The organism is Aeromonas finlandensis (assembly GCF_000764645.1).
GTDB lineage: Bacteria > Pseudomonadota > Gammaproteobacteria > Enterobacterales > Aeromonadaceae > Aeromonas > Aeromonas finlandensis.
In genome coordinates, this window is record NZ_JRGK01000027.1 from 1 (window position 1) to 23,654 (window position 23,654).

Annotated in this window: 22 protein-coding genes and 1 pseudogene; 21 read left to right on the plus strand and 2 right to left on the minus strand. The window is 54.9% G+C overall.

The features are described 5' to 3' along the window. The 10 genes and pseudogenes from LD28_RS22825 to LD28_RS0103195 form a co-directional block, all read left to right on the plus strand. Positions 1 to 106: pseudogene (locus LD28_RS22825) on the plus strand (cytochrome c biogenesis heme-transporting ATPase CcmA); the annotation flags it as partial. A gap of 4 nt (positions 107 to 110) precedes the next feature. Continuing rightward, positions 111 to 779 (plus strand): heme exporter protein CcmB, encoded by a 669-nt coding sequence (ccmB, locus tag LD28_RS0103155; RefSeq protein ID WP_005353658.1) that lies wholly within the window; start codon positions 111 to 113, stop codon positions 777 to 779. A 169-nt stretch (positions 780 to 948) separates the two neighbouring features. Continuing rightward, entirely contained in the window at positions 949 to 1,689 is a 741-nt protein-coding gene (locus LD28_RS0103160) for a heme ABC transporter permease (protein WP_033135570.1), read from the plus strand. Between the two features lie 2 nt (positions 1,690 to 1,691). After that, positions 1,692 to 1,898: a heme exporter protein CcmD gene (gene ccmD / locus LD28_RS0103165; RefSeq protein ID WP_019444732.1), complete on the plus strand. Its 207-nt coding sequence runs from the start codon at positions 1,692 to 1,694 to the stop codon at positions 1,896 to 1,898. Beyond that, a complete protein-coding gene (gene ccmE, locus LD28_RS0103170) occupies positions 1,895 to 2,386 on the plus strand; it encodes a cytochrome c maturation protein CcmE (protein ID WP_033135571.1) in 492 nt (163 codons plus the stop codon). Before ccmD ends, ccmE begins: the two co-directional genes overlap by 4 nt. A gap of 82 nt (positions 2,387 to 2,468) precedes the next feature. Continuing rightward, positions 2,469 to 4,424, plus strand: coding sequence for a heme lyase CcmF/NrfE family subunit (locus tag LD28_RS0103175; RefSeq protein WP_033135572.1), 1,956 nt, complete (start codon positions 2,469 to 2,471; stop codon positions 4,422 to 4,424). Continuing rightward, positions 4,421 to 4,951: a DsbE family thiol:disulfide interchange protein gene (locus LD28_RS0103180; protein WP_033135573.1), complete on the plus strand. Its 531-nt coding sequence runs from the start codon at positions 4,421 to 4,423 to the stop codon at positions 4,949 to 4,951. The genes LD28_RS0103175 and LD28_RS0103180 overlap by 4 nt, the downstream gene beginning before the upstream one ends. A gap of 11 nt (positions 4,952 to 4,962) precedes the next feature. Further along, a complete protein-coding gene (locus tag LD28_RS0103185) occupies positions 4,963 to 5,442 on the plus strand; it encodes a cytochrome c-type biogenesis protein (RefSeq protein WP_033135574.1) in 480 nt (159 codons plus the stop codon). After that, positions 5,439 to 6,707 (plus strand): c-type cytochrome biogenesis protein CcmI, encoded by a 1,269-nt coding sequence (ccmI, locus tag LD28_RS0103190; RefSeq protein ID WP_033135575.1) that lies wholly within the window; start codon positions 5,439 to 5,441, stop codon positions 6,705 to 6,707. Before LD28_RS0103185 ends, ccmI begins: the two co-directional genes overlap by 4 nt. 85 nt (positions 6,708 to 6,792) lie before the next feature. Beyond that, positions 6,793 to 7,605, plus strand: a complete 813-nt coding sequence (locus tag LD28_RS0103195; RefSeq protein ID WP_033135576.1) for an MlaA family lipoprotein — start codon at positions 6,793 to 6,795, stop codon at positions 7,603 to 7,605. A 111-nt stretch (positions 7,606 to 7,716) separates the two neighbouring features. Here LD28_RS0103195 and sodB read toward each other — a convergent pair whose 3' ends face one another. Continuing rightward, positions 7,717 to 8,301 (minus strand): superoxide dismutase [Fe], encoded by a 585-nt coding sequence (gene sodB / locus LD28_RS0103200; RefSeq protein ID WP_033135577.1) that lies wholly within the window; start codon positions 8,299 to 8,301, stop codon positions 7,717 to 7,719. 288 nt (positions 8,302 to 8,589) lie between these two features. Here sodB and LD28_RS0103205 point away from each other — a divergent pair, with 288 nt between their 5' ends. From LD28_RS0103205 to LD28_RS0103230, 6 genes are all read left to right on the plus strand, one after another. Beyond that, positions 8,590 to 8,934 (plus strand): Grx4 family monothiol glutaredoxin, encoded by a 345-nt coding sequence (locus LD28_RS0103205; RefSeq protein ID WP_033135578.1) that lies wholly within the window; start codon positions 8,590 to 8,592, stop codon positions 8,932 to 8,934. Between the two features lie 382 nt (positions 8,935 to 9,316). Further along, a complete protein-coding gene (tdcB, locus tag LD28_RS0103210; RefSeq protein ID WP_033135579.1) occupies positions 9,317 to 10,321 on the plus strand; it encodes a bifunctional threonine ammonia-lyase/L-serine ammonia-lyase TdcB in 1,005 nt (334 codons plus the stop codon). A gap of 11 nt (positions 10,322 to 10,332) precedes the next feature. Beyond that, positions 10,333 to 11,664, plus strand: coding sequence for a threonine/serine transporter TdcC (gene tdcC, locus LD28_RS0103215; RefSeq protein ID WP_033135580.1), 1,332 nt, complete (start codon positions 10,333 to 10,335; stop codon positions 11,662 to 11,664). Between the two features lie 206 nt (positions 11,665 to 11,870). Then, positions 11,871 to 13,079 carry a propionate kinase gene (gene tdcD, locus LD28_RS0103220; RefSeq protein WP_033135581.1) on the plus strand — a complete coding sequence of 403 codons (1,209 nt, stop codon included), beginning with the start codon at positions 11,871 to 11,873 and terminating at the stop codon, positions 13,077 to 13,079. A 44-nt stretch (positions 13,080 to 13,123) separates the two neighbouring features. After that, entirely contained in the window at positions 13,124 to 15,418 is a 2,295-nt protein-coding gene (pflB, locus tag LD28_RS0103225) for a formate C-acetyltransferase (RefSeq protein ID WP_033135582.1), read from the plus strand. A gap of 70 nt (positions 15,419 to 15,488) precedes the next feature. Next, positions 15,489 to 15,884 carry a RidA family protein gene (locus LD28_RS0103230; RefSeq protein ID WP_033135583.1) on the plus strand — a complete coding sequence of 132 codons (396 nt, stop codon included), beginning with the start codon at positions 15,489 to 15,491 and terminating at the stop codon, positions 15,882 to 15,884. An 82-nt stretch (positions 15,885 to 15,966) separates the two neighbouring features. Here LD28_RS0103230 and LD28_RS0103235 read toward each other — a convergent pair whose 3' ends face one another. Then, positions 15,967 to 17,178, minus strand: coding sequence for an RsmB/NOP family class I SAM-dependent RNA methyltransferase (locus LD28_RS0103235; RefSeq protein ID WP_033135584.1), 1,212 nt, complete (start codon positions 17,176 to 17,178; stop codon positions 15,967 to 15,969). 223 nt (positions 17,179 to 17,401) lie between these two features. On the opposite strand from LD28_RS0103235, the gene LD28_RS0103240 reads away from it, so the two are divergent. The 5 genes from LD28_RS0103240 to LD28_RS0103260 form a co-directional block, all read left to right on the plus strand. Further along, a complete protein-coding gene (locus LD28_RS0103240; RefSeq protein WP_033135585.1) occupies positions 17,402 to 19,402 on the plus strand; it encodes a reprolysin-like metallopeptidase in 2,001 nt (666 codons plus the stop codon). After that, the gene (locus LD28_RS0103245; RefSeq protein ID WP_033135586.1) at positions 19,399 to 19,728 is read left to right on the plus strand and encodes a hypothetical protein; all 330 of its coding nucleotides are present in this window, start codon (positions 19,399 to 19,401) and stop codon (positions 19,726 to 19,728) included. The genes LD28_RS0103240 and LD28_RS0103245 overlap by 4 nt, the downstream gene beginning before the upstream one ends. A 458-nt stretch (positions 19,729 to 20,186) precedes the next feature. After that, a complete protein-coding gene (locus LD28_RS23765; protein ID WP_241462253.1) occupies positions 20,187 to 20,510 on the plus strand; it encodes a hypothetical protein in 324 nt (107 codons plus the stop codon). A gap of 412 nt (positions 20,511 to 20,922) precedes the next feature. After that, positions 20,923 to 23,046 (plus strand): reprolysin-like metallopeptidase, encoded by a 2,124-nt coding sequence (locus tag LD28_RS22090; protein ID WP_081959403.1) that lies wholly within the window; start codon positions 20,923 to 20,925, stop codon positions 23,044 to 23,046. 174 nt (positions 23,047 to 23,220) lie between these two features. Further along, positions 23,221 to 23,654: pyridoxal 5'-phosphate synthase (locus LD28_RS0103260; protein ID WP_033135588.1), on the plus strand; the 434-nt coding region annotated here is incomplete at its 3' end.

Consider the following 23,654-nt stretch of genomic DNA (forward strand, 5'->3'; position numbering starts at 1 on the left):
GCGGGGCGGCATGGTGATCCTCACTACCCATCAGGATCTGACTCAGATGCAGGGACGGCTGAAGACCATCTCGTTGACCCCATTCGCCTCGACATTGCAGGAGTAACGCCATGTTGCGCGCCGTTATGCACCTTATTCACCGTGAACTGCTGATGGCCCTGCGCCAGCGTTCCGATATTCTCAATCCGCTCTGGTTTTTTCTCATCGTTATCACCCTGTTTCCATTAGGCATTGGTCCGGAGCCGAAGCTGCTGGCCCGTATTGCCCCGGGGATTATCTGGGTAGCGGCGCTCTTGGCGGCCATGCTGTCGCTGGAGCGACTGTTTCGCGACGACTTTGCCGATGGTGCGCTGGAGCAGATGATGCTGATGCCGCACCCGCTGGGATTGCTGGCGCTGGCGAAAGTGGTCGCTCACTGGCTGCTGACCGGGTTGCCGCTGCTGTTGATCTCTCCCTTGCTGGCGATTTTGCTGTCGCTGGATATGAATACCTATCTGGCTGTCGTCGCGACGCTGGCACTTGGCACCCCTGTGCTGAGCCTGCTCGGTGCTGTCGGTGTCGCCTTGACGGTGGGGCTGCGCAAAGGAGGAGTACTGCTCAGTCTGCTGATCCTGCCGCTCTATATTCCGGTGCTGATTTTTGCCACCTCCGCCATCGATGCTGCGGGGATGAGCTTGCCCTATGGTGGGCAGCTTGCCATTTTGGCCGCCATGCTGGTGGGGGCTTTGACGCTGACACCGCTCGCCGTTTCGGCGGCGTTGCGGGTCAGTCTCAATTGATTGTGTAGAGAAACGAAGTTTTGGCTCCGCATGGGGCAGGTTTTAAAGAAATTAAGTTGCGATGGATCAAGCTGAGCGCCGCTTATTGCTTTCGGGGTATTTGATGCAGCCCCGTGGTCGGTATGGTAGGCCTCGCCAAACGATTAATAACAAAAAGGTTTTGTGAGCTATGTGGAAATGGTTGCACCCTTATGCCAAACCGGAGCGGGCCTATCAATTGGCAGGCACTCTGTTGCCCTGGTTTGCGGTGATTAGTCTGCTTTCGTTTGTGATCGGAACTGTCTGGGGCCTCGCGTTTGCGCCGGCGGATTACCAGCAGGGGGATTCCTTCCGGATCATCTATATCCACGTGCCTTCCGCCATTCTCTCCATGGGGGCCTACTCCACTATGGCGGTGGCCGCCTTTATCGGATTGGTGTGGCAGCTACGGATGGCGGACATGACGGTTGCAGCCATTGCGCCGGTCGGCGCCGTATTTACCTTTATCGCCCTCTTTACCGGTGCGGCATGGGGCAAGCCTATGTGGGGCACTTGGTGGGTATGGGATGCGCGGCTCACCTCGGAGCTGATCCTGCTGTTTCTCTACCTCGGTGTGATTGCCCTCTACAACGCCTTCAGTGACAAGGTGGTCGCTGGCCGTGCCGCGGGCATTTTGGCGCTGGTCGGGGTGATTAACCTGCCCATCATTCACTACTCGGTGGAGTGGTGGAACACCCTGCATCAGGGGGCCACCATCACCAAATTTGACAAACCGTCCATTTCCCCCGAGATGCTCTGGCCCCTGCTGATGATGATCCTGGCGTTTGCCACGTTTCTCGGTGCCCTGACCCTGATGCGTTTTCGCAATGAGCTCTTGATGCGGGAGTGGCATCGCCCCTGGGTCATCGATCTTGCCAAGCAGGAGAAGTAAGCATGCACTTTGCCTCTTTCAGTGATTTTATGGCGATGGGCGGTTACGCCTTCTATGTCTGGCTCTCCTTTGGCCTGACGCTGGTGTGTCTGGTCGGCATCATCATTTCTACCCGCATGAAAACCCGCAGCCTGCTCGGCGAGTTGCGCAGCAAACAGGCGCGCGAGGCCCGTCGCAAGGCGGCCCAGCAGATGGAGAACACCCTATGAACCCGAGACGCAAAAAACGCCTCACCATCATTCTGGCCATTACCCTGGGTCTGGCCACCGTCAGCGGACTGGTGCTCTACGCCCTCAGTCAGAACATCGATCTCTTCTATACCCCGAGTGAGCTGGTGGAGGGGAAGGGGCCGGACAAGATCAAGCCGGAAGAGGGGCAGCGTCTGCGCATCGGTGGGCTGGTGGTACCGGGGTCGGTGCAGCGGGATCCCCAGAGTCTCAAGGTCGCTTTCAAGCTGGTGGACAACGGCGGTCATTTGGTGACGGTCGAGTTTGACGGCATCCTGCCGGATCTGTTCCGTGAAGGGCAGGGGATTGTGGCTCAGGGGACCCTCAAGGATGCCACGACAGTGGCGGCGTTCGAGGTGCTGGCCAAGCACGATGAAAACTACATGCCGCCGGAAGTGGCCGATGCCACCAACGGTGTCCATTTAAAGCCGCAATATACCGAAGCGCAGTTGAAGGGAGCCAAGTCATGATCCCTGCTGCTCCTGCGCCGTTTTCACCATGGCTTGTCTGTGAGCCTGCATTTGTCGCAGTTCAATTGAAAGGAATCCGTCCATGATCCCGGAATTAGGACAGTTCTCACTGATCCTGGCCCTTGCCACAGCCTTGCTGCTGGGTAGCTATCCGCTGCTGGGGGCCAGTTGGGGGCGCCTTGGCATGATGTCGGCGGCTCGCCCGCTTGCCTATGCCCAGTTTTTGCTGTTGCTGCTGTCGTTTCTCTGCCTGACCTGGGCCTTTATCGATAACGACTTCACCGTGCAGTATGTGGCCACTAACTCCAACAGCCTGCTGCCACTGGCCTATCGCATCTCTGCGGTGTGGGGCGCCCACGAAGGTTCCCTGCTGCTGTGGGTTCTGACCCTGGGAGGCTGGACTGCGGCGGTTGCCATGTTCAGCCGTCGTCTGCCGCTTGATGCGGTGGCGCGGGTACTCGGCGTGTTGGGCCTGATCTCGGTCGGCTTCACCGCGTTCGTACTGTTCACCTCCGATCCCTTCATCCGTACGTTGCCCTATTTCCCGGTAGATGGCCGTGACCTCAATCCGCTGCTGCAGGATCCGGGTCTGATCTTCCATCCGCCGATGCTCTACATGGGGTATGTGGGCTTCTCGGTAGCGTTTGCCTTTGCCATTGCCTCGCTGATGACCGGCCGACTCGATGCGACCTGGGCCCGCTGGTCACGCCCCTGGACCATGGCGGCCTGGGTATTCCTGACGCTGGGTATCGTGCTCGGCTCCTGGTGGGCGTACTACGAGCTCGGCTGGGGCGGTTGGTGGTTCTGGGATCCGGTAGAAAATGCCTCCTTCATGCCCTGGCTGGCGGGTACCGCCCTGCTGCACTCACTGGCGGTGAGCGAGAAGCGCGCCACCTTCAAGGCATGGACCGTGTTGCTGGCTCTCTCCGCCTTCTCGTTGAGCCTGCTCGGCACCTTCCTGGTGCGCTCCGGTGTGCTGGTGTCGGTGCATGCGTTTGCCTCCGACCCGACCCGCGGCCTGTTTATTCTCGGCTTCCTGCTGGCAGTGATCGGCTCATCCTTGTTGCTGTTTGCCTTCAAAGGCTCGCAGGTGAAGAGCCACGGTAAACACGAGCTGTGGAGTCGCGAGACCCTGTTGCTCTGTAACAACATCATGCTGGTCGCGGGCCTGCTGACCGTACTGCTCGGCACCTTGCTGCCGCTGGTACACAAGGAGCTGGGACTGGGTAGCATCTCTATCGGCACCCCCTTCTTCAACCACATCTACAGCTGGCTGATCATCCCGTTTGCCCTGCTGTTGGGGGTTGGTCCGCTGTTCCGCTGGCGTCGTCAGGATCTGGGAGAACTCAGAAACAAGGTGATCGTAGCGCTGGTGCTGAGTCTGGCTGCTGCCTTGCTATTGCCACTGGCCTTGGCCGAAACCTTCAAGCCGTGGGCGGCGGTAGGGATTGGTCTGGGGGTCTGGATCATCGTTACCAGCGTGCAGGAGACCTGGGCGCGAGCCACCCACAAGCACAACTTTGCGGTCGGTGTGCGCAAGCTTGGTAACAGCCACTGGGCCATGATCCTCGGCCATGTGGGGTTGGCAGTCAGCATCATCGGTATCGCCTGCACCCAGAACTACAGCATCGAGAAGGATCTGCGGATGCAGGCGGGTGATCGGGTGCACTTTGCTGACTACGAGTTCGTCTTTGCCGGGATCAAGGAGAAGAACGGCCCCAACTACGATGGCTTCAAGGGTGTGCTGGAAGTGCACAAGAATGGCAAGCAGGTCGCCGTGCTCAAACCCGAGAAGCGGATGTACAAGGTGACCCGGATGCCGATGACCGAAGCGGCCATTGATGCTGGCATCACCCGAGATCTCTATGCGGCACTGGGCGAACAGCTCGACAACGGTGCCTGGGCGGTGCGGATCTACTACAAACCCTTTGTGCGCTGGATCTGGTTCGGCGGCGTCTTGATGGCCATCGGTGGTGTGTTGGCGATGCTCGACAAGCGTTACCGTTTCGGCCCTCGTGAGGAGGAGGTCAAGGCATGAGCAAAAAGACCTGGTTGTTTTTAATCCCCTTTATCGTCTTTTTGCTGGGGGCGGTGTTCCTGTTCAAGGGGCTCTACTCCGACCCCACCAAGCTCGAGTCCGTGATGGTGGGCAAAGAGGTACCGGTGTTCACCCTGCAGGATATTTACGATCTGGACAAACAGCATGATCGCACCATCCTGACCGGTCGCCCCATGCTGCTTAACGTCTGGGCTACCTGGTGCCCCACCTGCTATGGCGAGCACACCTACCTCAAACAGCTGGCGGGGCAGGGGATCTACATCGTTGGCATGAACTACAAGGATGAACGCGACAAGGCGATCAAGTGGCTGGCCGAACTGGGCAACCCCTATCAGGTCAATCTCTATGATCCGGACGGCATGCTGGGGTTGGATCTCGGGGTATACGGCGCGCCGGAGACCTTCTTTATCGACAGCAAGGGGATCATCCGTTATCGCCACGTGGGGGATATCAACCCCGAAAATTGGGCGTCGACCCTCAAACCCATCTTTGATGCCATGAAGTGAGGGGAGTCCTGATGAGAGTATTTATTGCTGCCATGCTGCTGTTGCTGGGTTGGGTGGTACAAGCGCCAGCTATGGCTGCTATCGATGTTTATACCTTCGACAACGACAATCAGGAGCAGGTCTTTCGCGAACTGACCAAAGAGCTGCGCTGTCCCAAGTGCCAGAACCAGGATATTGCCGACTCCAATGCGGGGCTGGCCAAGGACTTGCGCGACAAGACCTACCAGATGGTGCGCGAGGGCAAGGATAAAGAGGAGATCGTGGATTACATGGTGGCCCGCTACGGCAACTTTATCCTCTATAACCCGCCCCTGATGGCCTCTACCCTGATCCTCTGGCTTGGCCCGCTGCTGGTGATCCTGATCGGTGGCGCCGTGGTCGTGATGCGCAGCCGCCGCCCCCAGGCGGTGAAAAAACAACCGGATAACACCCTGAGCGAGAAGGAACGGCGTCGTCTGGCCGAGTTGCTCAAAGAGGAAGAGAAACAATGACCGCTTTTTGGATAGTGATCGCGGGCTTGCTGGTGCTGGTGAGTCTGGCGCTCGTCGTGCCGCTGTGGCGTGGTGAAGGTAAACAGAGCATCAGTCGTTCGGCGCTCAACAAACAGCTCTATCGCCAGCGGCTGCTGGAGATTGGCGAAGAGCGCGAGCAGGGGGTATTGGCCGAGGAGTCTGATTCGCTGGTCGAGCTGCAGCGAAGCCTCTTGGATGATATTCCCGATGTGGAGCAGACCGCCCGCAGTGGCAAGAGTCTGATCTGGATCCCGGGTGTCGTGGTGCTGGTGGTGGTGAGTCTGGGGCTCTACTACAAGCTGGGCTCCTGGCAGGAGGTGAGCCGCTGGCAAGATGCCAGCAGCCGTCTGGGCGAGCTTAGTAATCGCATTCTGGTTGAGCGTGATGCCAAGGTGACCGAGCAGGATCTGCTGGACTTCACGCTGGCGCTGCGTACCCGTCTCAAGAATGAACCGAACGACTACCGTGGCTGGTTGCTGCTGGGGCGCTTGGCGCTGGATGGCAATGATCCCGAGATGGCCAACGATGCGCTGGAGCGTGCCTACACGCTGGCGCCACAAAAATCGCTGGTGGCGGTGCCCTACGCCCAAGCGTTGATGATGACGGGGAATGAGGCCCAAGCAGATGCCCTGTTGCAGGCTGCTATCGCTCAGGATCCGGACAATATCGAAGCGCGCTCCGTCTATGCCTTTATGGCGCTGCAGAAAGAGGAGTTCCAGACAGCTCTGGAACGCTGGCAGGCGATGTTGCCACTGATGGAGAAAGGGTCCCCCCGTTACGTGATGGTCGAGCGCTCCATGGAGTATGCCCGTGCACAGCTGAAACAGCGTGGCGTGGCTGTGACGACTCCTGGCGTAGCAACTAGTGCTCAAGCGCACCCGGCAACATCCGAGGTGAAGGCTGGGGAGTTCCCTATCCATATCACGCTGGCGGCTGGTATTCAGATGCCGGAGGATGCCCATCTCTTCGTCTTTGCCGTGGTGCCCAATGGGCCGCCCATGCCGATCGCCGTCAAGCGCATAGCAGGGCCCACCCTGCCTGTCACGCTCTCGCTGGGGGATGGCGATGCGATGATGGAAGGCAGCAAGCTGGCGACCTATCCAGAGTTGCAGTTCAAGGCGCGTCTCTCGCGCGGTGGCAACGTAATGAACAAGGAAGGGGCTTTCGAGGGGCTGTCCAAGCCCATCAAGACAGCTGATATTCCCTCTGCTCCGATTGACATCCGTATCGATCACGCCCTCTAATATACCCCTCTGATAACCCGGCCCCTGGATGGGGCCGGGTTATCTATACTTCTGATAAATCAAAATAAAACGTCAGGACTTCCATATGTGTCTTCGTACAGGTGCCGTGCTGTCAGCCCTCTTGTTGGCTGGCTGTGCCGGTGGCCCACCCAAGCCCGGCCCAGAGAGCCTGGATGTCAATCCAGGGATGAGCCATCCTGGCGCAACCAGTACCGCGGCCGATCCTCGCGACCCCTTCCAGGGGGCAAACAGGGCCATGTGGGCGGTGAATTACGATGTACTTGAGCCCTATGTGGCTCGCCCGGTCGTGCATGGCTATGCCCGTTATGTACCGGCGGGGGTGAAGGATGGCATCGCCAACTTTGTTGCCAACTTTGATGAACCGAGCAGCATGGTCAACCATCTGATCATCGGTGATTTGAAGGGGGCAGGCACCAATTTGGGCCGTTTCACCCTCAACACCACGGTCGGTCTGCTGGGTATCTTTGATGTGGCCAAGCATGCTGGTCTTGCCCGTAACAAGCTGGAGATGGATACCTTATTGGGTAAAGCCGATATTGGCGATGGAGCTTACATCATGGTGCCAGTCTATGGCCCGACAACGACCCGTGAGCTGGTCGGTGATACGATCGATACCATCTATTTCCCCTATGCCTTGTTGACGATCCCGCTGAGATTTACCCATTGGGTACTGGATGGTTTGGGGACTCGCGCCAAGCTGATCGATCAGGAACGGATCATCGACAACGCACTCGATCCGTATGCGCTGACCAAAGATTTCTATCTGCAGCATAACCAGAACAAGGTGACTGGCCGCGAGGGGGAGATGAAACAGGAGCAGGCAGATAAGGCTGATGATGCCAATCTGGATGAATATATGGACGAGTTAGACCAGTAAGCTGGTTATCTCGATATGTAAAAGGCGCCTGCGGGCGCCTTTTTCATCTTCGCTGCCACACAGACATAAAAAACGCCCCGCAGTGCGGAGCGTTTTGGCAAGAGAGGCTGATTAGGCAGCCAGGTTCTTGGCCACGAATTCCCAGTTCACAAGGTTCCAGAAGGTTTCCATGTACTTCGGACGCAGGTTGCGGAAATCGATGTAGTAGGCGTGCTCCCACAGGTCAACGGTCAGCAGCGGAGTAGTACCGGCTTCGGTCAGCGGGCAACCGGCGTTGGAGGTGTTGACGATGGCCAGAGAGCCGTCAGCTTTCTTCACCAGCCAAGTCCAGCTGGAGCCAAAGTTGCCGATGGCAGATTTGGTGAAGGCATCTTTGAACTCGACGAAGGAGCCAAACGCCTTGTTGATGGCATCAGCCAGGGCGCCAGTCGGCTCGCCACCGCCATTCGGGGAGAGGCAGTGCCAGTAGAAGGTGTGGTTCCATATCTGGGCGGCGTTGTTGAAGATGCCGCCGCTGGAGGTCTTGATGATCTCTTCCAGAGACTTGCCTTCAAACTCGGTACCCGGCACCAGATTGTTCAGGTTGACCACGTAGGTGTTGTGGTGCTTGCCGTGGTGATATTCCAGAGTTTCTTGGGAGATGTGCGGTGCCAGAGCGTTGATTGCATAGGGCAGAGCGGGAAGTTCGAATGCCATTTTCTACTCTCCATTGGCTGGACCGTGCAAATGCGACGGTTGCAAGACATTGCGGAATCTTTTCTATATGTGAAAAGAGTTGTTTTTAAAATGATGGGGCTGGGTAGCCCAAAGCCAAGGGATTGTAGCAGTATCAAAGATGGCCTAACAACTCTTGATTGGCGCCATGATCGCGATCAAGCCAGAGTGGGTTCTTTGCGCAATTCGAGCCGGGTTACCCCTTTGCCAGTTTGTGCTCGGGCAAGATTGCAGTAGAATGGCCGCCGAAATCGCTCTAGTGAGGCACCTATGGAAACTATTGAAAAGATTAAGCAGCAGCTGGCTGACAACCCCATCATCATCTACATGAAGGGCTCCCCCAAGCTACCCAGCTGTGGCTTCTCTGCCCAGGCCTCCCAGGCTCTGATGTCCTGTGGCGAGCCATTTGCATTCGTTGATATCCTGCAAAACCCGGATATTCGTGCCGAGTTGCCAAAATTTGCCAACTGGCCGACGTTCCCCCAGTTGTGGGTCGAGGGTGAGCTGATCGGTGGCTGTGACATCATGATCGAGATGTTCCAGGCTGGCGAGTTGCAGTCCCTGATCAAGGAAACTGCCGCCAAGTACAAGCAGGATGACGCTGCTGCTGAATAAGCGGGTGTTCATATTGCTGAAAAAGGAGCCACTTTGGCTCCTTTTTTATTTGTCGGCGATCCAAGCCGTACAAACATTGCGAGCAGGATATCTATGCTCATACAGGTTGAGTTGCATAGCCTTTTTGCATTAAAAAATCTAATCTTTAATGCATTGTTTGCTAGTTGTTAATTATATAATTTAAGAGTTCCTGATTATATTTTCTAATCCATTGGGATTCGAGTGTTGCCGTTGTCACATTTTTTGATAATTTCACAATGAGCTAGTCTCTTTACATGTTTTTTTGTGTTGATGCTCACATTAATTGCAGGTGATAAAACCTAGTATCGCTGCGCCTTGTGAAGTAAAACCCTACAAATTAATAAATAAAAAGAGATTTGCGATGAAGATGTATAGCAATCTGCCCATTGGTCTTCATGATATTACTGAAGCCAAAAAAAGACTGACCAATCATATATACAAAACCGCGCAACTACCCTCAAATTACATCAGTGAACGTTGTCATGGCGAGGTTTACCTCAAGCTGGAAAACATGCAACGGACAGGCTCTTTTAAAATTCGTGGTGCCTTCAATAAACTCAGTTCATTAAGTCTGGAAGACCGACAAAAAGGTGTTGTCGCCTGCTCGGCGGGCAACCATGCGCAAGGTGTATCACTCTCCAGTGCCATGCTTGGTATTGATGCCAAGGTTGTCATGCCCTGCTGTGCACCCACATCAAAAATCGCTGCAACCAGAGATTATTCCGCTGAAGTGATCCTCCACGGTAATAGCTTCAATGATACCATTGCCAAAGTCAGTGAAATTGTGGAGATGGAAGGCCGCGTATTTATCCCCCCTTTCGACGATGCAAAAGTGATTGCCGGCCAGGGCACCATTGGCCTGGAAATTATCGAAGATTTGTATGATGTCGATAACATCATAGTGCCGATTGGTGGTGGTGGTTTGATTGCTGGTATTGCCATGGCCATTAAATCCATTAACCCGACTATCAAGGTGATTGGTGTGCAATCCGAAAATGTGCACGGCATGGCAGCCTCTTTTTATGCTGGCACTATTACCAATCACAGAACCAGCAGCACCCTGGCAGATGGTTGTGATGTGGCAAGACCCGGTTCGCTAACCTTTGAAATCGTCAAGCAACTGGTAGATGACATTGTATTGGTTACCGAAGACGATATTCGTCACAGTATGGTCGATATGATCCAGCGTAATAAAATTATTACGGAAGGGGCTGGTGCCCTCGCATCTGCGGCACTGCTCAGTGGCAAGCTGAAACATCATGTCGAAGGTAAAAAGACCGTCAGCATTATTTCTGGTGGCAATATCGATTTGACTCGAATTGCTGAAATTATCGAACAGAACAATATTCGTCAATTTAGCCTGTAAGGAATGCAGTCATGATATTAGACAGTGTTGTTACCAGCAGTAAAGAGAATGCACGTGCATGGCGTAAATCTGATACCACATGGGGATTGGGTCTGTTCGGTACTGCTATCGGGGCGGGGGTATTGTTCTTTCCAATCCGGGCCGGATATGGTGGCCTGATCCCGATATTGATTATGCTGATGCTGGCTTATCCCATCGCATTCTATTGTCACCGGGCCCTTGCCAGATTATGCCTCTCCGGCAGTAATCCTTCCGCCAATATCACCGAAACTGTAGAAGAGCATTTCGGCAAGATGGGCGGTGTGGTGATTACCTTCCTCTACTTCTTTGCCATCTGCCCCCTGCTCTGGATATATGGTGTCACCATTACCAATACCTTTATGGCGTTTTGGGAGCATCAGTTGCAGCTGGCCCCGCTGAATAGAGGTGTGGTTGCACTGGCCTTGCTGATGTTGATGGCATTCGTGATCTACTTTGGTAAAGATTTGATGGTCAAGGTGATGAGCTATCTGGTCTTTCCCTTTATCGCCAGTCTGATCGTTATCTCTCTGTCGCTGGTGCCCTACTGGAACAGTGCGGTATTTGACCAGGTCAACCTGAGTGACATATCCATGTTCGGTCATGATGGTATTCTGGTTACCGTCTGGCTGGGCATCTCCATCATGGTCTTCTCCTTCAACTTCTCGCCGATTGTCTCCTCTTTCATCGTCTCCAAGCGGGAAGAGTATGAGCAGGAGTTCGGGCGTGATTTTACCGAGAAGCGCTGCTCCAAAATCATCTCTGGTGCCAGCATGTTGATGGTGGCCGTGGTGATGTTCTTCGCTTTCAGCTGCCTGTTTACCCTCTCGCCGCAAAACATGGCAGAGGCCAAGGCCCAGAATATTCCGGTGCTCTCCTATCTGGCCAACCACTTCTCTTCGATGACTGGCAGCAAGTCTGCGTTTGCCACCACCCTGGAGTATGCGGCGTCCATTATTGCGCTGGTTGCCATCTTCAAGTCCTTCTTCGGCCACTATCTGGGGACCCTGGAAGGGTTGAACGGCCTGATCCTCCGCTTTGGCTATCAAGGTGACAAGAACAAGGTCTCTTTGAAAAAGCTGAACATGATCAGTATGTTGTTCATCATGGGCTCCACTTGGCTGGTCGCCTATGTCAACCCCAACATCCTTGACCTGATTGAAGCAATGGGGGCGCCCATTATCGCCTCTCTGCTCTGCCTGCTGCCGATGTATGCGGTGAGCAAGACACCGGCACTGGCAAAATATAAAGGTCAAGCCAGCAACCTGTTTGTCACCATTATCGGTGTGCTGACCATCCTGAATATTGTTTCCAAGCTGTTCTGAAAACCTTTTCTGCAAGTCATCAACCATTCAGGCCCCCTTGGCGGGGTCTGGATGGTGCAGTCAGACATGATCAATAACCGGTTCTTTGTTGGCCCAATTATTTGGACCCTGGGCAAGGCTAGCCGTTATTTGAGCAGTTTGTTTAATCACTATGGTGAAATGTCCTGACTGCAGTGACTCGACACTATTCATATCGAGGCGATGTAATGAAGTTTGATTCGTTGGTTCTGGTTATCAATTGCGGCTCCTCATCGGTCAAATTCTCCGTACTGGATAGTCAATCCTGTGAGGTGGTGATATCCGGTATGGCGGATGGTATTGAAACGGCCCATCCTCAATTGCAAGTGGGTAAAGAGCCCGCTATGTCATTACCTGAAAATAACCACACCTGTGCATTGGCTGCCATCGCGGCAGAATTGAAAAAACGGGAGCTGCTGGATGCCATTGCGCTGGTTGGTCATCGAATTGCTCATGGTGGCAGCGAATTTAGCGAAGCCGTGATCATTGATGAAAATGTCTTGGCCAAAATAAAGCAGGTGTCACCCTTGGCTCCCCTGCATAATCACGCCAATTTGAGCGGTGTGATGGCAGCTCGTCAGCTATTTCCAACACAGCCCCAGATTGCAGTATTCGATACCGGCTTTCACCAGACCCTGAAGCCGGAGGCGTATATCTATGGGCTCCCTTATCAATATTTGCAGGATTACGGTGTGCGCCGTTATGGCTTCCATGGCACCTCTCATCGCTATGTCGCCGAGCAGGCAGTCTCCTTTCTTGGGTTGAATGGCAACGATGCCGGAGTGGTGATTGCTCATCTGGGCAATGGCGCCTCTATTTGCGCGGTACAGGATGGCAAGAGTGTCGATACCTCGATGGGGATGACGCCGCTTGAGGGGCTGATTATGGGCAGTCGCAGCGGTGATATTGATTTCGGCGCGCTGGCCTATATTGCCAGCAAAACCGGGCAATCCATCGAGGATATCGAGCGGATATTGAACAAGCACTCCGGCTTGCTCGGTATTTCCGGCCTCTCTTCCGATATGCGGGTGCTGGAGGCGGCTTATCACGAAGGTCACCCCGGGGCGAAACTGGCGATCCATGCCTTTGTCCACCGTATTGCCCGCCATATTGGCGGCCATGCCACCTCATTGCGCCGACTGGATGCGGTTATTTTCACCGGCGGGATCGGCGAAAACTCGGCCCTTATCAGAAAGCTGGTGTGCGAACGGCTACAGGTATTTGGCATCGCCATGAGTGATGAGTTGAATAAACAACCCAATACCATGGGATGTCGGGTTATTTCTGCACACTCATCGGCAATATTTGCAGCGGTTATTCCCACCAATGAAGAGAAAATGATCGCGCTGGATGCCATTCGTCTGGGTCAACAGATCCGTCAGGCCGAGTGTGTCTGAATATTTCAACTGTAATGTCATGAATCGTGAACGAGGTTTATTGAATGAAAATTGATGTGCAATTGGATCAGGATAGTTATATCCAGGCGTGGCAAGGTTTTGCCGGTGAAAACTGGAAAGATGAAATCAACGTTCGTGATTTCATCCAGCAAAACTATACCCCGTATGAAGGTGACGAACAGTTTCTGGCGGATGCCACCGAGGCGACCACCACCTTGTGGAACAAGGTGATGGAGGGTATCCGCATTGAGAATGCTACCCACGCGCCGGTCGATTTTGATACCAATATTGCCACCACAATCACAGCCCACGGGCCGGGTTATATCGAGCAGGGGCTGGAAAAAATCGTTGGCCTGCAAACCGACCAGCCGCTGAAAAGAGCACTGCACCCGTTTGGCGGTGTAAATATGATCAAAAGCTCTTTTGAAGCATATGGCCGGGAGATGGATCCCGAATTTGAATATACCTTCAGCGAATTGCGCAAAACCCATAATCAGGGGGTGTTCGACGTCTACTCTCCCGAGATGTTGCGCTGCCGAAAATCGGGAATTTTGACCGGTTTGCCGGATGGTTATGGCCGTGGTCGCATTATCGGGGATTATCGTCGGGTTGCACTCTATGGCATAGATTATCTTATCCGTGAGCGGGAGCTGCAGTTCGCCGATCTGCAACCGGCTCTCGAGCGGGGAGAGCAGCTGGAGCAGGTGATCCGTCTGCGCGAGGAGCTGGCCGAGCACAAGCGGGCACTGGTGCAGATCAAACAGATGGCGGCGAGCTACGGTTGCGATATTTCCGCCCCGGCCCGCACCGCCCAGCAGGCGGTGCAGTGGCTCTACTTTGCCTATCTGGCGGCGGTGAAGTCACAAAATGGCGGGGCCATGTCCCTCGGTCGTACCGCCACCTTCCTCGACATCTATATCGAGCGTGATCTGAAGGCGGGGCTCATCAGCGAGCAGGATGCCCAGGAACTGGTCGATCACTTCATCATGAAGATCCGCATGGTACGCTTCCTGCGTACCCCCGAGTTTGACTCCCTCTTCTCTGGCGATCCCATCTGGGCGACCGAGGTGATCGGCGGCATGGGGCTGGATGGTCGCACTCTGGTGACCAGAAACTCTTTCCGTTACCTCCATACCCTCAAGACCATGGGGCCGGCGCCCGAACCCAACCTCACCATCCTCTGGGCAGAGGGGCTGCCGCGGGCCTTCAAGACCTATGCGGCTCGCGTCTCCATCGATACCTCATCCCTGCAGTATGAGAACGATGACCTGATGCGCACCGACTTCGAGAGCGATGACTACGCCATCGCCTGCTGCGTGAGCCCCATGGTGATCGGCAAGCAGATGCAGTTCTTCGGTGCCCGCGCCAACTTGGCGAAGACACTGCTTTATTGCATCAACGGCGGGGTGGACGAGAAGCTGAAGATCCAGGTTGGCCCGAAAGTGGCGCCCATCATGGACAAGGTACTGGATTACGACACCGTCATGGCGAGCCTCGACAGCTTTATGGATTGGCTGGCAGTGCAGTACATCAGCGCGCTCAACCTTATCCACTACATGCACGACAAATACAGCTACGAGGCTTCCTTGATGGCGCTGCACGATCGCGACGTCTACCGCACCATGGCCTGCGGTATTGCCGGTCTGTCGGTGGCGGTCGATTCGCTGGCGGCCATCAAGTACGCCAGGGTCAAGCCGGTGCGTGATGCTGACGGGCTGGCGGTCGATTTCGTGATTGAGGGGGAGTATCCCCAGTACGGCAACAACGACGAGCGGGCCGACTCCATCGCCTGCGATCTGGTCGAGCGCTTTATGAAGAAGATCCAGGCGCTGCCGACCTACCGCAATGCGGTGCCGACCCAGTCGATCCTGACCATCACCTCCAACGTGGTCTATGGCCAAAAGACCGGCAACACCCCGGATGGCCGCCGTGCCGGTGCGCCGTTTGCGCCGGGTGCCAATCCGATGCACGGTCGGGATCGCAAGGGGGCTGTCGCCTCGCTCGCCTCGGTGGCCAAGCTGCCGTTCAAATATGCCAAGGACGGGATCTCCTACACCTTCTCCATCGTGCCGGGGGCGCTCGGCAAGGAGCCCGCCAATCGCGAGAACAATCTGGTGGGGCTGATGGATGGCTACTTCCATCACGAGCGGGATGTGGAAGGAGGCCAGCACCTCAACGTCAACGTGATGAACCGCAAGATGCTGCTCGATGCCATCGACAATCCGGACAAATACCCCAGCCTGACCATCCGGGTCTCCGGCTATGCGGTGCGCTTCAACGCCCTGACCCGCGAGCAGCAGCAGGATGTGATTTCCAGAACCTTCACCAACATGATCTGACTTATGGGCCCGGGGCGAGCAGGCTTGCTTCGGGCCAACCCCGTTTTATGACATCAAGGAGAAAGCTAGGATGCGACAGGTTATTAGTACCAAAGCGGCACCGGGTGCCATCGGCCCCTATGTGCAGGGCGTTACCCTCAGCAGCGTGACCGGCAACATGATCTACACCTCGGGCCAAATCCCGCTGGATCCGGTGAGCGGCGAGATCCCCGAGACCATCGAAGCGCAGACCCTGCGTTCGCTGCAAAACGTGCAGGCGATTGTCGAGGCGGCAGGCGGTCAGGTGCGCAACATCATCAAGACCACGGTGTTTGTCTCGGATCTGAACGACTTTGCTGCGGTGAATCAGGTCTACAACGACTTTTTCACCCGGCACGATGCCATGTATCCGGCGCGCTCCTGCGTGGAAGTGGCCCGCTTGCCGAAGGATGTGAAGATCGAGATTGAGGCGATTGCCGCGCTGTAACCCCCATCGGGAGCGTGTCAGCAAGCCAAAACAGAGCGGCTGCCAATGGCAGCCGCTTTTGTCTATATGGTCATCGGGCAGATCAGGCGATCCGTTCGATACGAGCCATGTAGAAGCCGTCAAAACCGGTCTCGGACGGGCTCACGGTGTGATCGTCACGCAGACGGAAATTCTCGTTGGCCGCGAGGAACTTGTCCACCTGCTGGCGGTTCTCCTGGGGCAGGATGGAACAGGTTGCATAGACCAGCAGACCGCCGACCTTCACCATCTGGCTGTAACGCTGCAGGATCTCTTCTTGCAGCGCGACCAGCACCGGCAGACGCTCGGCGGTATCACGCCACTTGGCATCCGGATTGCGCTTGAGTACGCCAAGACCGGAGCAGGGCACGTCCAGCAGTACGCGGTCGGCGCTCTCTTTGAGGCGCTTGACAGTCTTGCTGCTGGTGATGACCCGGGTCTCCACGTTGTGGGCACCGGCGCGACGGGCGCGCTGCTTGAGGTTCTCCAGCTTCCACTCTTCCACATCCATCGCCAGCAGGCGGCCCTTGCCCTGCATCATGGCGGCGATATGCAGGGTCTTGCCACCGGCACCGGCGCAGGCGTCGATAACCCGCATGCCCGGGGCGACTTCCAATGCAGCTGCAACCAGCTGGGAGCCTGCGTCCTGCTGTTCGAAGCGACCATCGGCAAAGGCCTTGGTACGGAACAGGGCTGCGTCAGAGGTGACCTGCAGGGCAGTATCCACACCTTCAACCGGAATGGTGGTGACATGCTCTTTGGCCAGAATGGCCTGCAGCTCATCACGGGTGCACTTGAGGGTGTTGACCCGCAGGTAGCGCTTGGGCATCCAGGCCAGGGCGGCACGCTCGGCAGGCCAGGCTTCACCCAACTGCTCGTTGCCCAGTTTCTCCAGCCAGCTCGGGCAACCATCCATCAGCACCGGGTTCTTCTTCGCCTCGGTCAGACGGCGACGGAATGCCTCTTCATTGAAGCGATCCAGCGTCGGGTTGTTGGGCTGGTCAATTTTGTGGAAGGCGTGCCAGCTGTGCAGCAGCGGCCAGACATTCTTTTCGGCCTGACGCACCTGAATGCCGGTCAGGGCGCAATAGAGGCTCAGGCGACGCAGCAGGTCGCCTGTGACCAGGGCAATCCTTGCCTGTTCTTGCGGTTTGAGTTCGATGCCGGAGAAGTGACGGGCATAAGCGCGGTCGAGGGTGAGACCCTGACCGAGCACATCGTCAACAATGGCAACGACCAGATCCCCGAAACGGGGCAACAGTGGGGATTTGAGCATGAGATTAACCTTGGCCAGATAAAGATGAACCGCACCTTTGCAAAGAATGGCAGTTCTAAAATTGACAAATCCGCGCAATGATAGGGGTTCGACAGAGTTGGCGCAACACTCGCCATCCGGGAATGATGGAAAGGGTTGCGTCAGCGTTGTATTCGTGTGGCCGCATAAACATAAAAGTACGGGCTGCGATTCAGGCAAGTGCATTAATAAAGGAATAAAAACAATGCATGTGACGAAATACTCTTCTTTGGCCCTGATAGTGGCCAGTTTATTGGGCTCTACTGCGCTGATGGCCAATGAGTGGAGCACGGTTGCCGCACGAGCCAACGCGGCCGACGGTTACGAAGTACGGGCCAATCAGTTTCGGGTTGCCAAGGTGCCGCTTGACTATTTTGCCGGGCTGCAAGCGGGGGCTCGTCAGCTGACCTTGCCATTGCCCGATGGGGGGGAGGTGAGCTTCACTCTGGAACCCTACGACTTGCTCCCCCCCGATCTTGCCGCCAAGTATCCCGACATTCTGACGTTCAAGGGACATAACCCGGCTCAACCGGTAGAGACCGGGCGTTTTGACCTGGGTCCGCAGGGTTTCCATGGCATGTTCAGCTATCAGGGCAAGACGGTATTCGTTGACCCGCTGCGCAATGCCGAGGGGTATGCCATTTATTACCAGCAAGATGCCTACAGCCGTCTGGAAGAGGAGGCGGATAAAGTCATCGGGAACAATGCCAAGGCATTGGCTCGAAAGGTGCTGGTGGATGGCAATACGCGCAAGCGTTACACCATCGCCATCTCGGCGGCAGGGGAGTATACCCAGTATTTCGGTGGCTCCAAGCCGCTGGCCATGGCAGCCATTGCCACCTTGCTTAACCGGGTGAATCAGGTCTATCAGCGAGATGTGGGGGCTGAGTTTCAGCTTGCCAGAGGTAATGACAGCGTGATCTTTACCGATCCGAAAAGCGATCCCTTTGGCAACGATATAGCGGATCCCGATATCAATATAACTGTGCAGGCACAAGCCTTCGCTAACGGGACGCTCGGTGCTTTTGATATTGGCCATGTGCTTAATACCGGTGGCGGTGGTTTGGCCGGATTGGGTGTGTTGTGTATGGATGTTTTACCGCCCGATTACGCCTCTGGGGCCAAGTCATCCGGGATGACCGGGTCACCTATACCGGTTGGTGACGCCTTTTTTATCGACTATGTAGCCCATGAAATTGGCCACCAGTTCGGTGCCGACCACACCTTTAACGGTACCACGGGCAGTTGTGGAGGTGGTAACAGGGCTGATACACAAGCATATGAACCCGGTAGCGGCAGCTCCATCATGGCCTATGCTGGGATCTGCGGTGAAGAGAATATCCAGCCACACAGCGATCCTTATTTTCACAGCAAATCTATCGAGCAGATGCGGGCGCACATGGCGACAGTGCCAAATTGCGGTACCACTGTCGCGTTGAATAATAATGCCCCGCAAGCTGCGGCCGGGAACGATTACGTCATTCCAGCCAGGACGCCATTTGTCCTGAAGGGGGCTGGTGCGGATCTGGACAATGATCCCCTGCTCTACAACTGGGAACAGATCGATCTGGGCACCGAATCGAGCAGCGTCGCGACTATGGTCGATGACGGAACCCGGCCGCTCTTCCGTTTTGTTGCACCAACGACATCACCGGAGCGGACTTTGCCCAGCTTACCCTCCCTGCTCTCCGGCTCGCTCGCCAAAGGGGAAGCCTGGCCGACCATTGATCGGGATCTCAACTTCAGACTCACGATTCGTGATGGCAAGGGGGGGGTTGCCAGCGATGATATGAAGGTGCAGGTCGTCAATACCGGAAGTGTATTCCGGCTGACCGCGCCTCTGGGGGTGACCTTGACCCCGGGAGGGAGCCAGTCGGTCAGTTGGGATGTGGCGGGGACCAATGTTGCGCCGATCAGTTGCAGCAAGGTGGATCTCTTTGTGACGCAGGATGAAGGTGCAAATTGGACCACCCTGGCTGCTGGTCAGCCCAACAGCGGTTCGGCGACCGTGACCCTGCCAGCAGGTTTGACGAGTAGCGTCAGACTGAAAGTGGCCTGTAGCGACAATATCTTCTTTGCCATCAGTCCGTCCAAGTTGCCCGTGGTCCAACGTAGCGCAAGCTCGGGGAGTAGTGGTGGTGGCGGGTCGCTCGGATTCTGGACCCTGGCACTGGCGCTGCTCGGTTGGCAGCGGAGGCGTGCATGAGGGTCATCAGCCTGTTGCTGCTTGCCATGCTCGGTGGCTGCCAGGTTGATGCCAGTCCTCTTGAACAGGAGATTAGCGCCAACCTTGCCAAACAGGACTACCGACTGATTGTACGTGCCGGGCGTGGCGAGGTTGCGCCCGGTATTCCTGCAGAGCAGCAGGCGGAGGCCAAGGCGCGCTGTGGCGTGCGCTATCTGGATGGGTTGGGCGATGTGATAAGACCCGGGCAGAAAGAGGCACATGCCCGGCTGAGCGCGTACGCCAGCGAGTATAACCAGCGTATGGTGATTCATTGCCCAATAGCATCGGGCGCGGACAAGCAGTAATACGCCAACGAACCAATCCAAATGGGGGGATATTCTGCCCCATCGCTATCCGTGAAGGCGCCAATGGCGCCTTCACTTTTTTCCGTTGTTGAATGGGGTCAGTCTGTATTGCCTGAGATGGGGAACGCGGGAGTAGCAGGATTTTTAAGCGTGACAGAGGTTTTGTGCGGATTTTCTTTTCTGTCTGTCACGCAGATCGTCCATTGACGCTGCACCATACGTGTGGTCACCAAGGTAGGGCAAGAAGGCTCTATGAAGCATGGCATTGTGGTGTTTATCACCAGTTTGTCTGTTCAGGTTGCAGCAGAACCCCAGTGGACCTTCATGGATGGGAACTTGGCAAGGGGAGGGAGCTATGATGTGCGAGCTGAAAAGGTCAGAGTGGTGGTTCCGGACAAGCCTTTGAACCCCGGCATCTTGCCAGTGTGTTGACCTTGCCACTCCCAGATGGCACTACGGTGCAGTTTGATGTTAACCCTAATGCCTTGCTCCCAGAGCCGTTAGCCCAGCGTTACCCTTCTATCAATACTTACAGTGGAAAGGCCATCGATCGGGTGACGGATACAGGCCGATTTGATGTCACCATACATGGTTTTCACGGTATGTTTACTCACCGGGGGCGTACCTTTTATGTCGATCCGCTTCAGGACGGTTTCTCTTATGCCGTTTATGAGCAGCAGGATGCCTGGCGGCGACAGGATGTGGATCTAGTGATTGATCCTCATGGTATAGATCGCGAGCGAGCTGCGGAGTGCGTTATCTGGAAGGGTTCGGTGATGTGATTGAGATGGGCAAGAAGGCGGAGTTCGAGCAGCGGATTGACTATGCCACCCGATATAACCGGCGGATGTTGGAACAGTGCATGCCGGAGGCGATTTCAAGGCAATAATGGCTGGTGAACAACGGCGTGTAAACTGACATGGTTGGAGTTATAACTCTAATATTCCAGACATAGTAATAACCTCATGGGAATGATTCTATGACTCACAAATGAGCCTCTATATAGCTTTTTTGGAGTTTTAACTCTATTAAAAAGATCTGCTGAAAACGCTATTAAAATGAGCTGCTTATAAACTTTAGTTCACTAACTATATGATTTTAATGTACATAAAATTCATTTAATTTTTGCTGAAAAAGTTGAATTGTGATTTGCGTCACGTTATTCTCGTCGGCTGTTCAGTCAGGTGATTAATAATGATGAAGTTCACAATAAATGCAATCTCAGTTGTCATCGCAATGTCAGCCAATATCGCGCTGGCATCCCCATGGCATATGGTCGAAAAACGCAGCAAGCAGACCGATGAACCTGTAAGGGCTCGCGCATATAATACTTTTGAAGTAGAGCCTGATTTTTTAGATAATCTGCGTGCAGGCCAAAGTGTGATTACGCTGCCATTGCCTGATGGCAAGATGGTTCAATATGAATTGGAAGCCTATTCCGTATTACCGCCAGCGCTGGCAGCAAAATATCCAGATATCATGTCCTATAAAGGACATGAAGTGGTCACCCCCAGCAATACCGGGCGCTTTAATATTTCGCCGCGTGGTTTTAACGGCATGTTTATGCATGCCGGAGAGCAGGTATTTGTCGATATTCAGCGCAATGGTACCTACGCTGTCTATTACAAAAAAGATGCACATTCAATGAATGACAAGAATATCAAGGAATTCATTGACAAGTCTGGGCTGAAGAAAAAGTTAGCAAACAATACTGAATCGGCTCGTAACGAGGCTAGCTATAGCAATGCAGCGCTTACCCAGTACAGTATTGCGTTCTCTACTACTGGTGAATATACCAGGTTCTTTGGCGGTAAGGCTCAAGCACTGGATTCACTGGCTGTCTTGGTCAACCGTTTAAATGAGGTATATGAAAGGGACTTGGGGGTTAGTTTCGTATTGGCAGAGGGGAATGACACGATTATATTCGAAGACCCTTCGCTTGACCCTTTCTCGAGTAGTAATAATATAACGAATGCAAGTCTTACCATTATAAATAGTAGGACTCAGTGGTCTAAAATGAATGGGGGCGAGCTTGGCTATTTCGATCTTGGTCATGTACTGACAAAAGTTGAAAAAGATGCCGGGTCGGCACTACCAGGGTCATTATGTGATAAGATAGAACGATTATCTTCCTTGAGATCTCGTGCTGTTACAGGAAATAAAAATCCTGTTGGTGATGCATTTTTTATTGATTTTGTTGCGCATGAAATCGGCCATCAATTTGATGCCGATCATACCTATAATGCGAACGGGAAACAAAGAGAACCCTCTATGGCATGGGAGCCAGGCAGTGGTAGTTCCATAATGGGCTATGCGGGTTTGATGGGGGAGCAAAACGTACAGCTCAACAGCGAAGCCTATTTTCATAGCAAGTCGATTGAGCAGATGCTCGAGCATATCCACAACAGTGAAGCTAAAGCGCGGAATGGCACGATAAAAGTCGAGGGGGCGCCATCGGCGCTTGCTCCTATATTTTCCTCCCGTTGTGGTACTCCTCTCCCGAGACAAAATGGTGATAATCAGGCGCCAGAAATTACCGATGTGCCAGCAGAACATGTGATCCCCAAAGGGGTGGCATTTAGCCTGAGTGGCAAGGGTAATGATGTTGACGGCGATACCCTTACCTATACTTGGGAGCAGGTCGATCTGGGGGATGCAACGACGAGTGGCGATCAATTGAGTTCCGGTCGCCTTGCAACCGGCCCCCTGTATCGTTACGCCGCGCCGACAACTTCCCCGGTTCGCCACTTTCCTTCGCTGGCTACCCAGTTGAAAGGGGAAGCTGAGAAAGGTGATGTCTGGGTCAATGTGCCGCGTACTCTTAACTTCCGTCTGGTGGCCCGTGATGGCAAAGGCGGTGGTGCCTATGGCGAGACCTCGGTCGAGGTGGTCGATACCGGTTCACAAAACTTCAAGATTTTGCCAGCCCCTGACCAGCGTATTCTGGTTGGCAGCCCGACCACAGTGAATTGGCAAGTGGCTGGAACCGATGGTGGCCGCATCAACTGTCAGCGGGTCGATATCAGTTATAGCAACGATGAAGGCAAGAGTTGGCTGCCACTGGTCAATGGTGTGAGCAACAATGGCGCCCATGAGGTAACCATTCCGGCCAATGCTGGCAGCACTGTGCGCCTCAAGTTGGCCTGTAGCGACAATATCTTCTATGCCATTACGCCAAAGCTGGCGACCAAGAGCAATGATACACCGGCTCCCCAGCCTGAAAGCAATGGCGGCGGCGGTGGTTCGACCGGTCTGTTCGCGCTGTTGGGCCTTGGTATTGCTGCGCTGCTGCGTCGTCGTGAGACCATGAGCTACTAAACCAGATAACCAAAGGGTGGGGGACTCCTCTTTGGAATATGCATTAACCAAGCGAAGAGGCGTTAGCCTCTTCGCTTTTTTGTATGGTTTACAAGGTTGCTTTATCGAGCGCACAATGCCTGCGTCACTCTCTTGATGGTCGTGGAACCATTATTTATTTGAAGGAAAATCAAGATGATGGATGTTGCTGATCTGCGCCGTGAATACTCCCGTGGTGGGCTGCACCGGGCCGATCTCCCGAGCGATCCGCTGGCGCTGTTCGAGAAGTGGTTGGCGCAGGCCTGTGAGGCCAAACTGACCGATCCCACCGCCATGGTGGTAGCGACGGTGGATGCCGATGGTCAGCCCTGGCAGCGTACCGTGCTGCTCAAGCACTACGACGCCCAGGGGATGGTCTTTTACACCAACATGGGCAGCCGCAAAGCGCACCAACTGGAAGGCAACCCCCGTATCAGCCTGCTCTTCCCCTGGCACACCCTCGACCGTCAGGTTCATGTGACCGGCCGGGTGGAGAAGATGAGCACCTTCGAGGTGATGAAGTATTTCCACAGCCGTCCCAAGGATAGCCAGATCGCCGCCTGGGTCTCCAAGCAGTCGACCCGCATCTC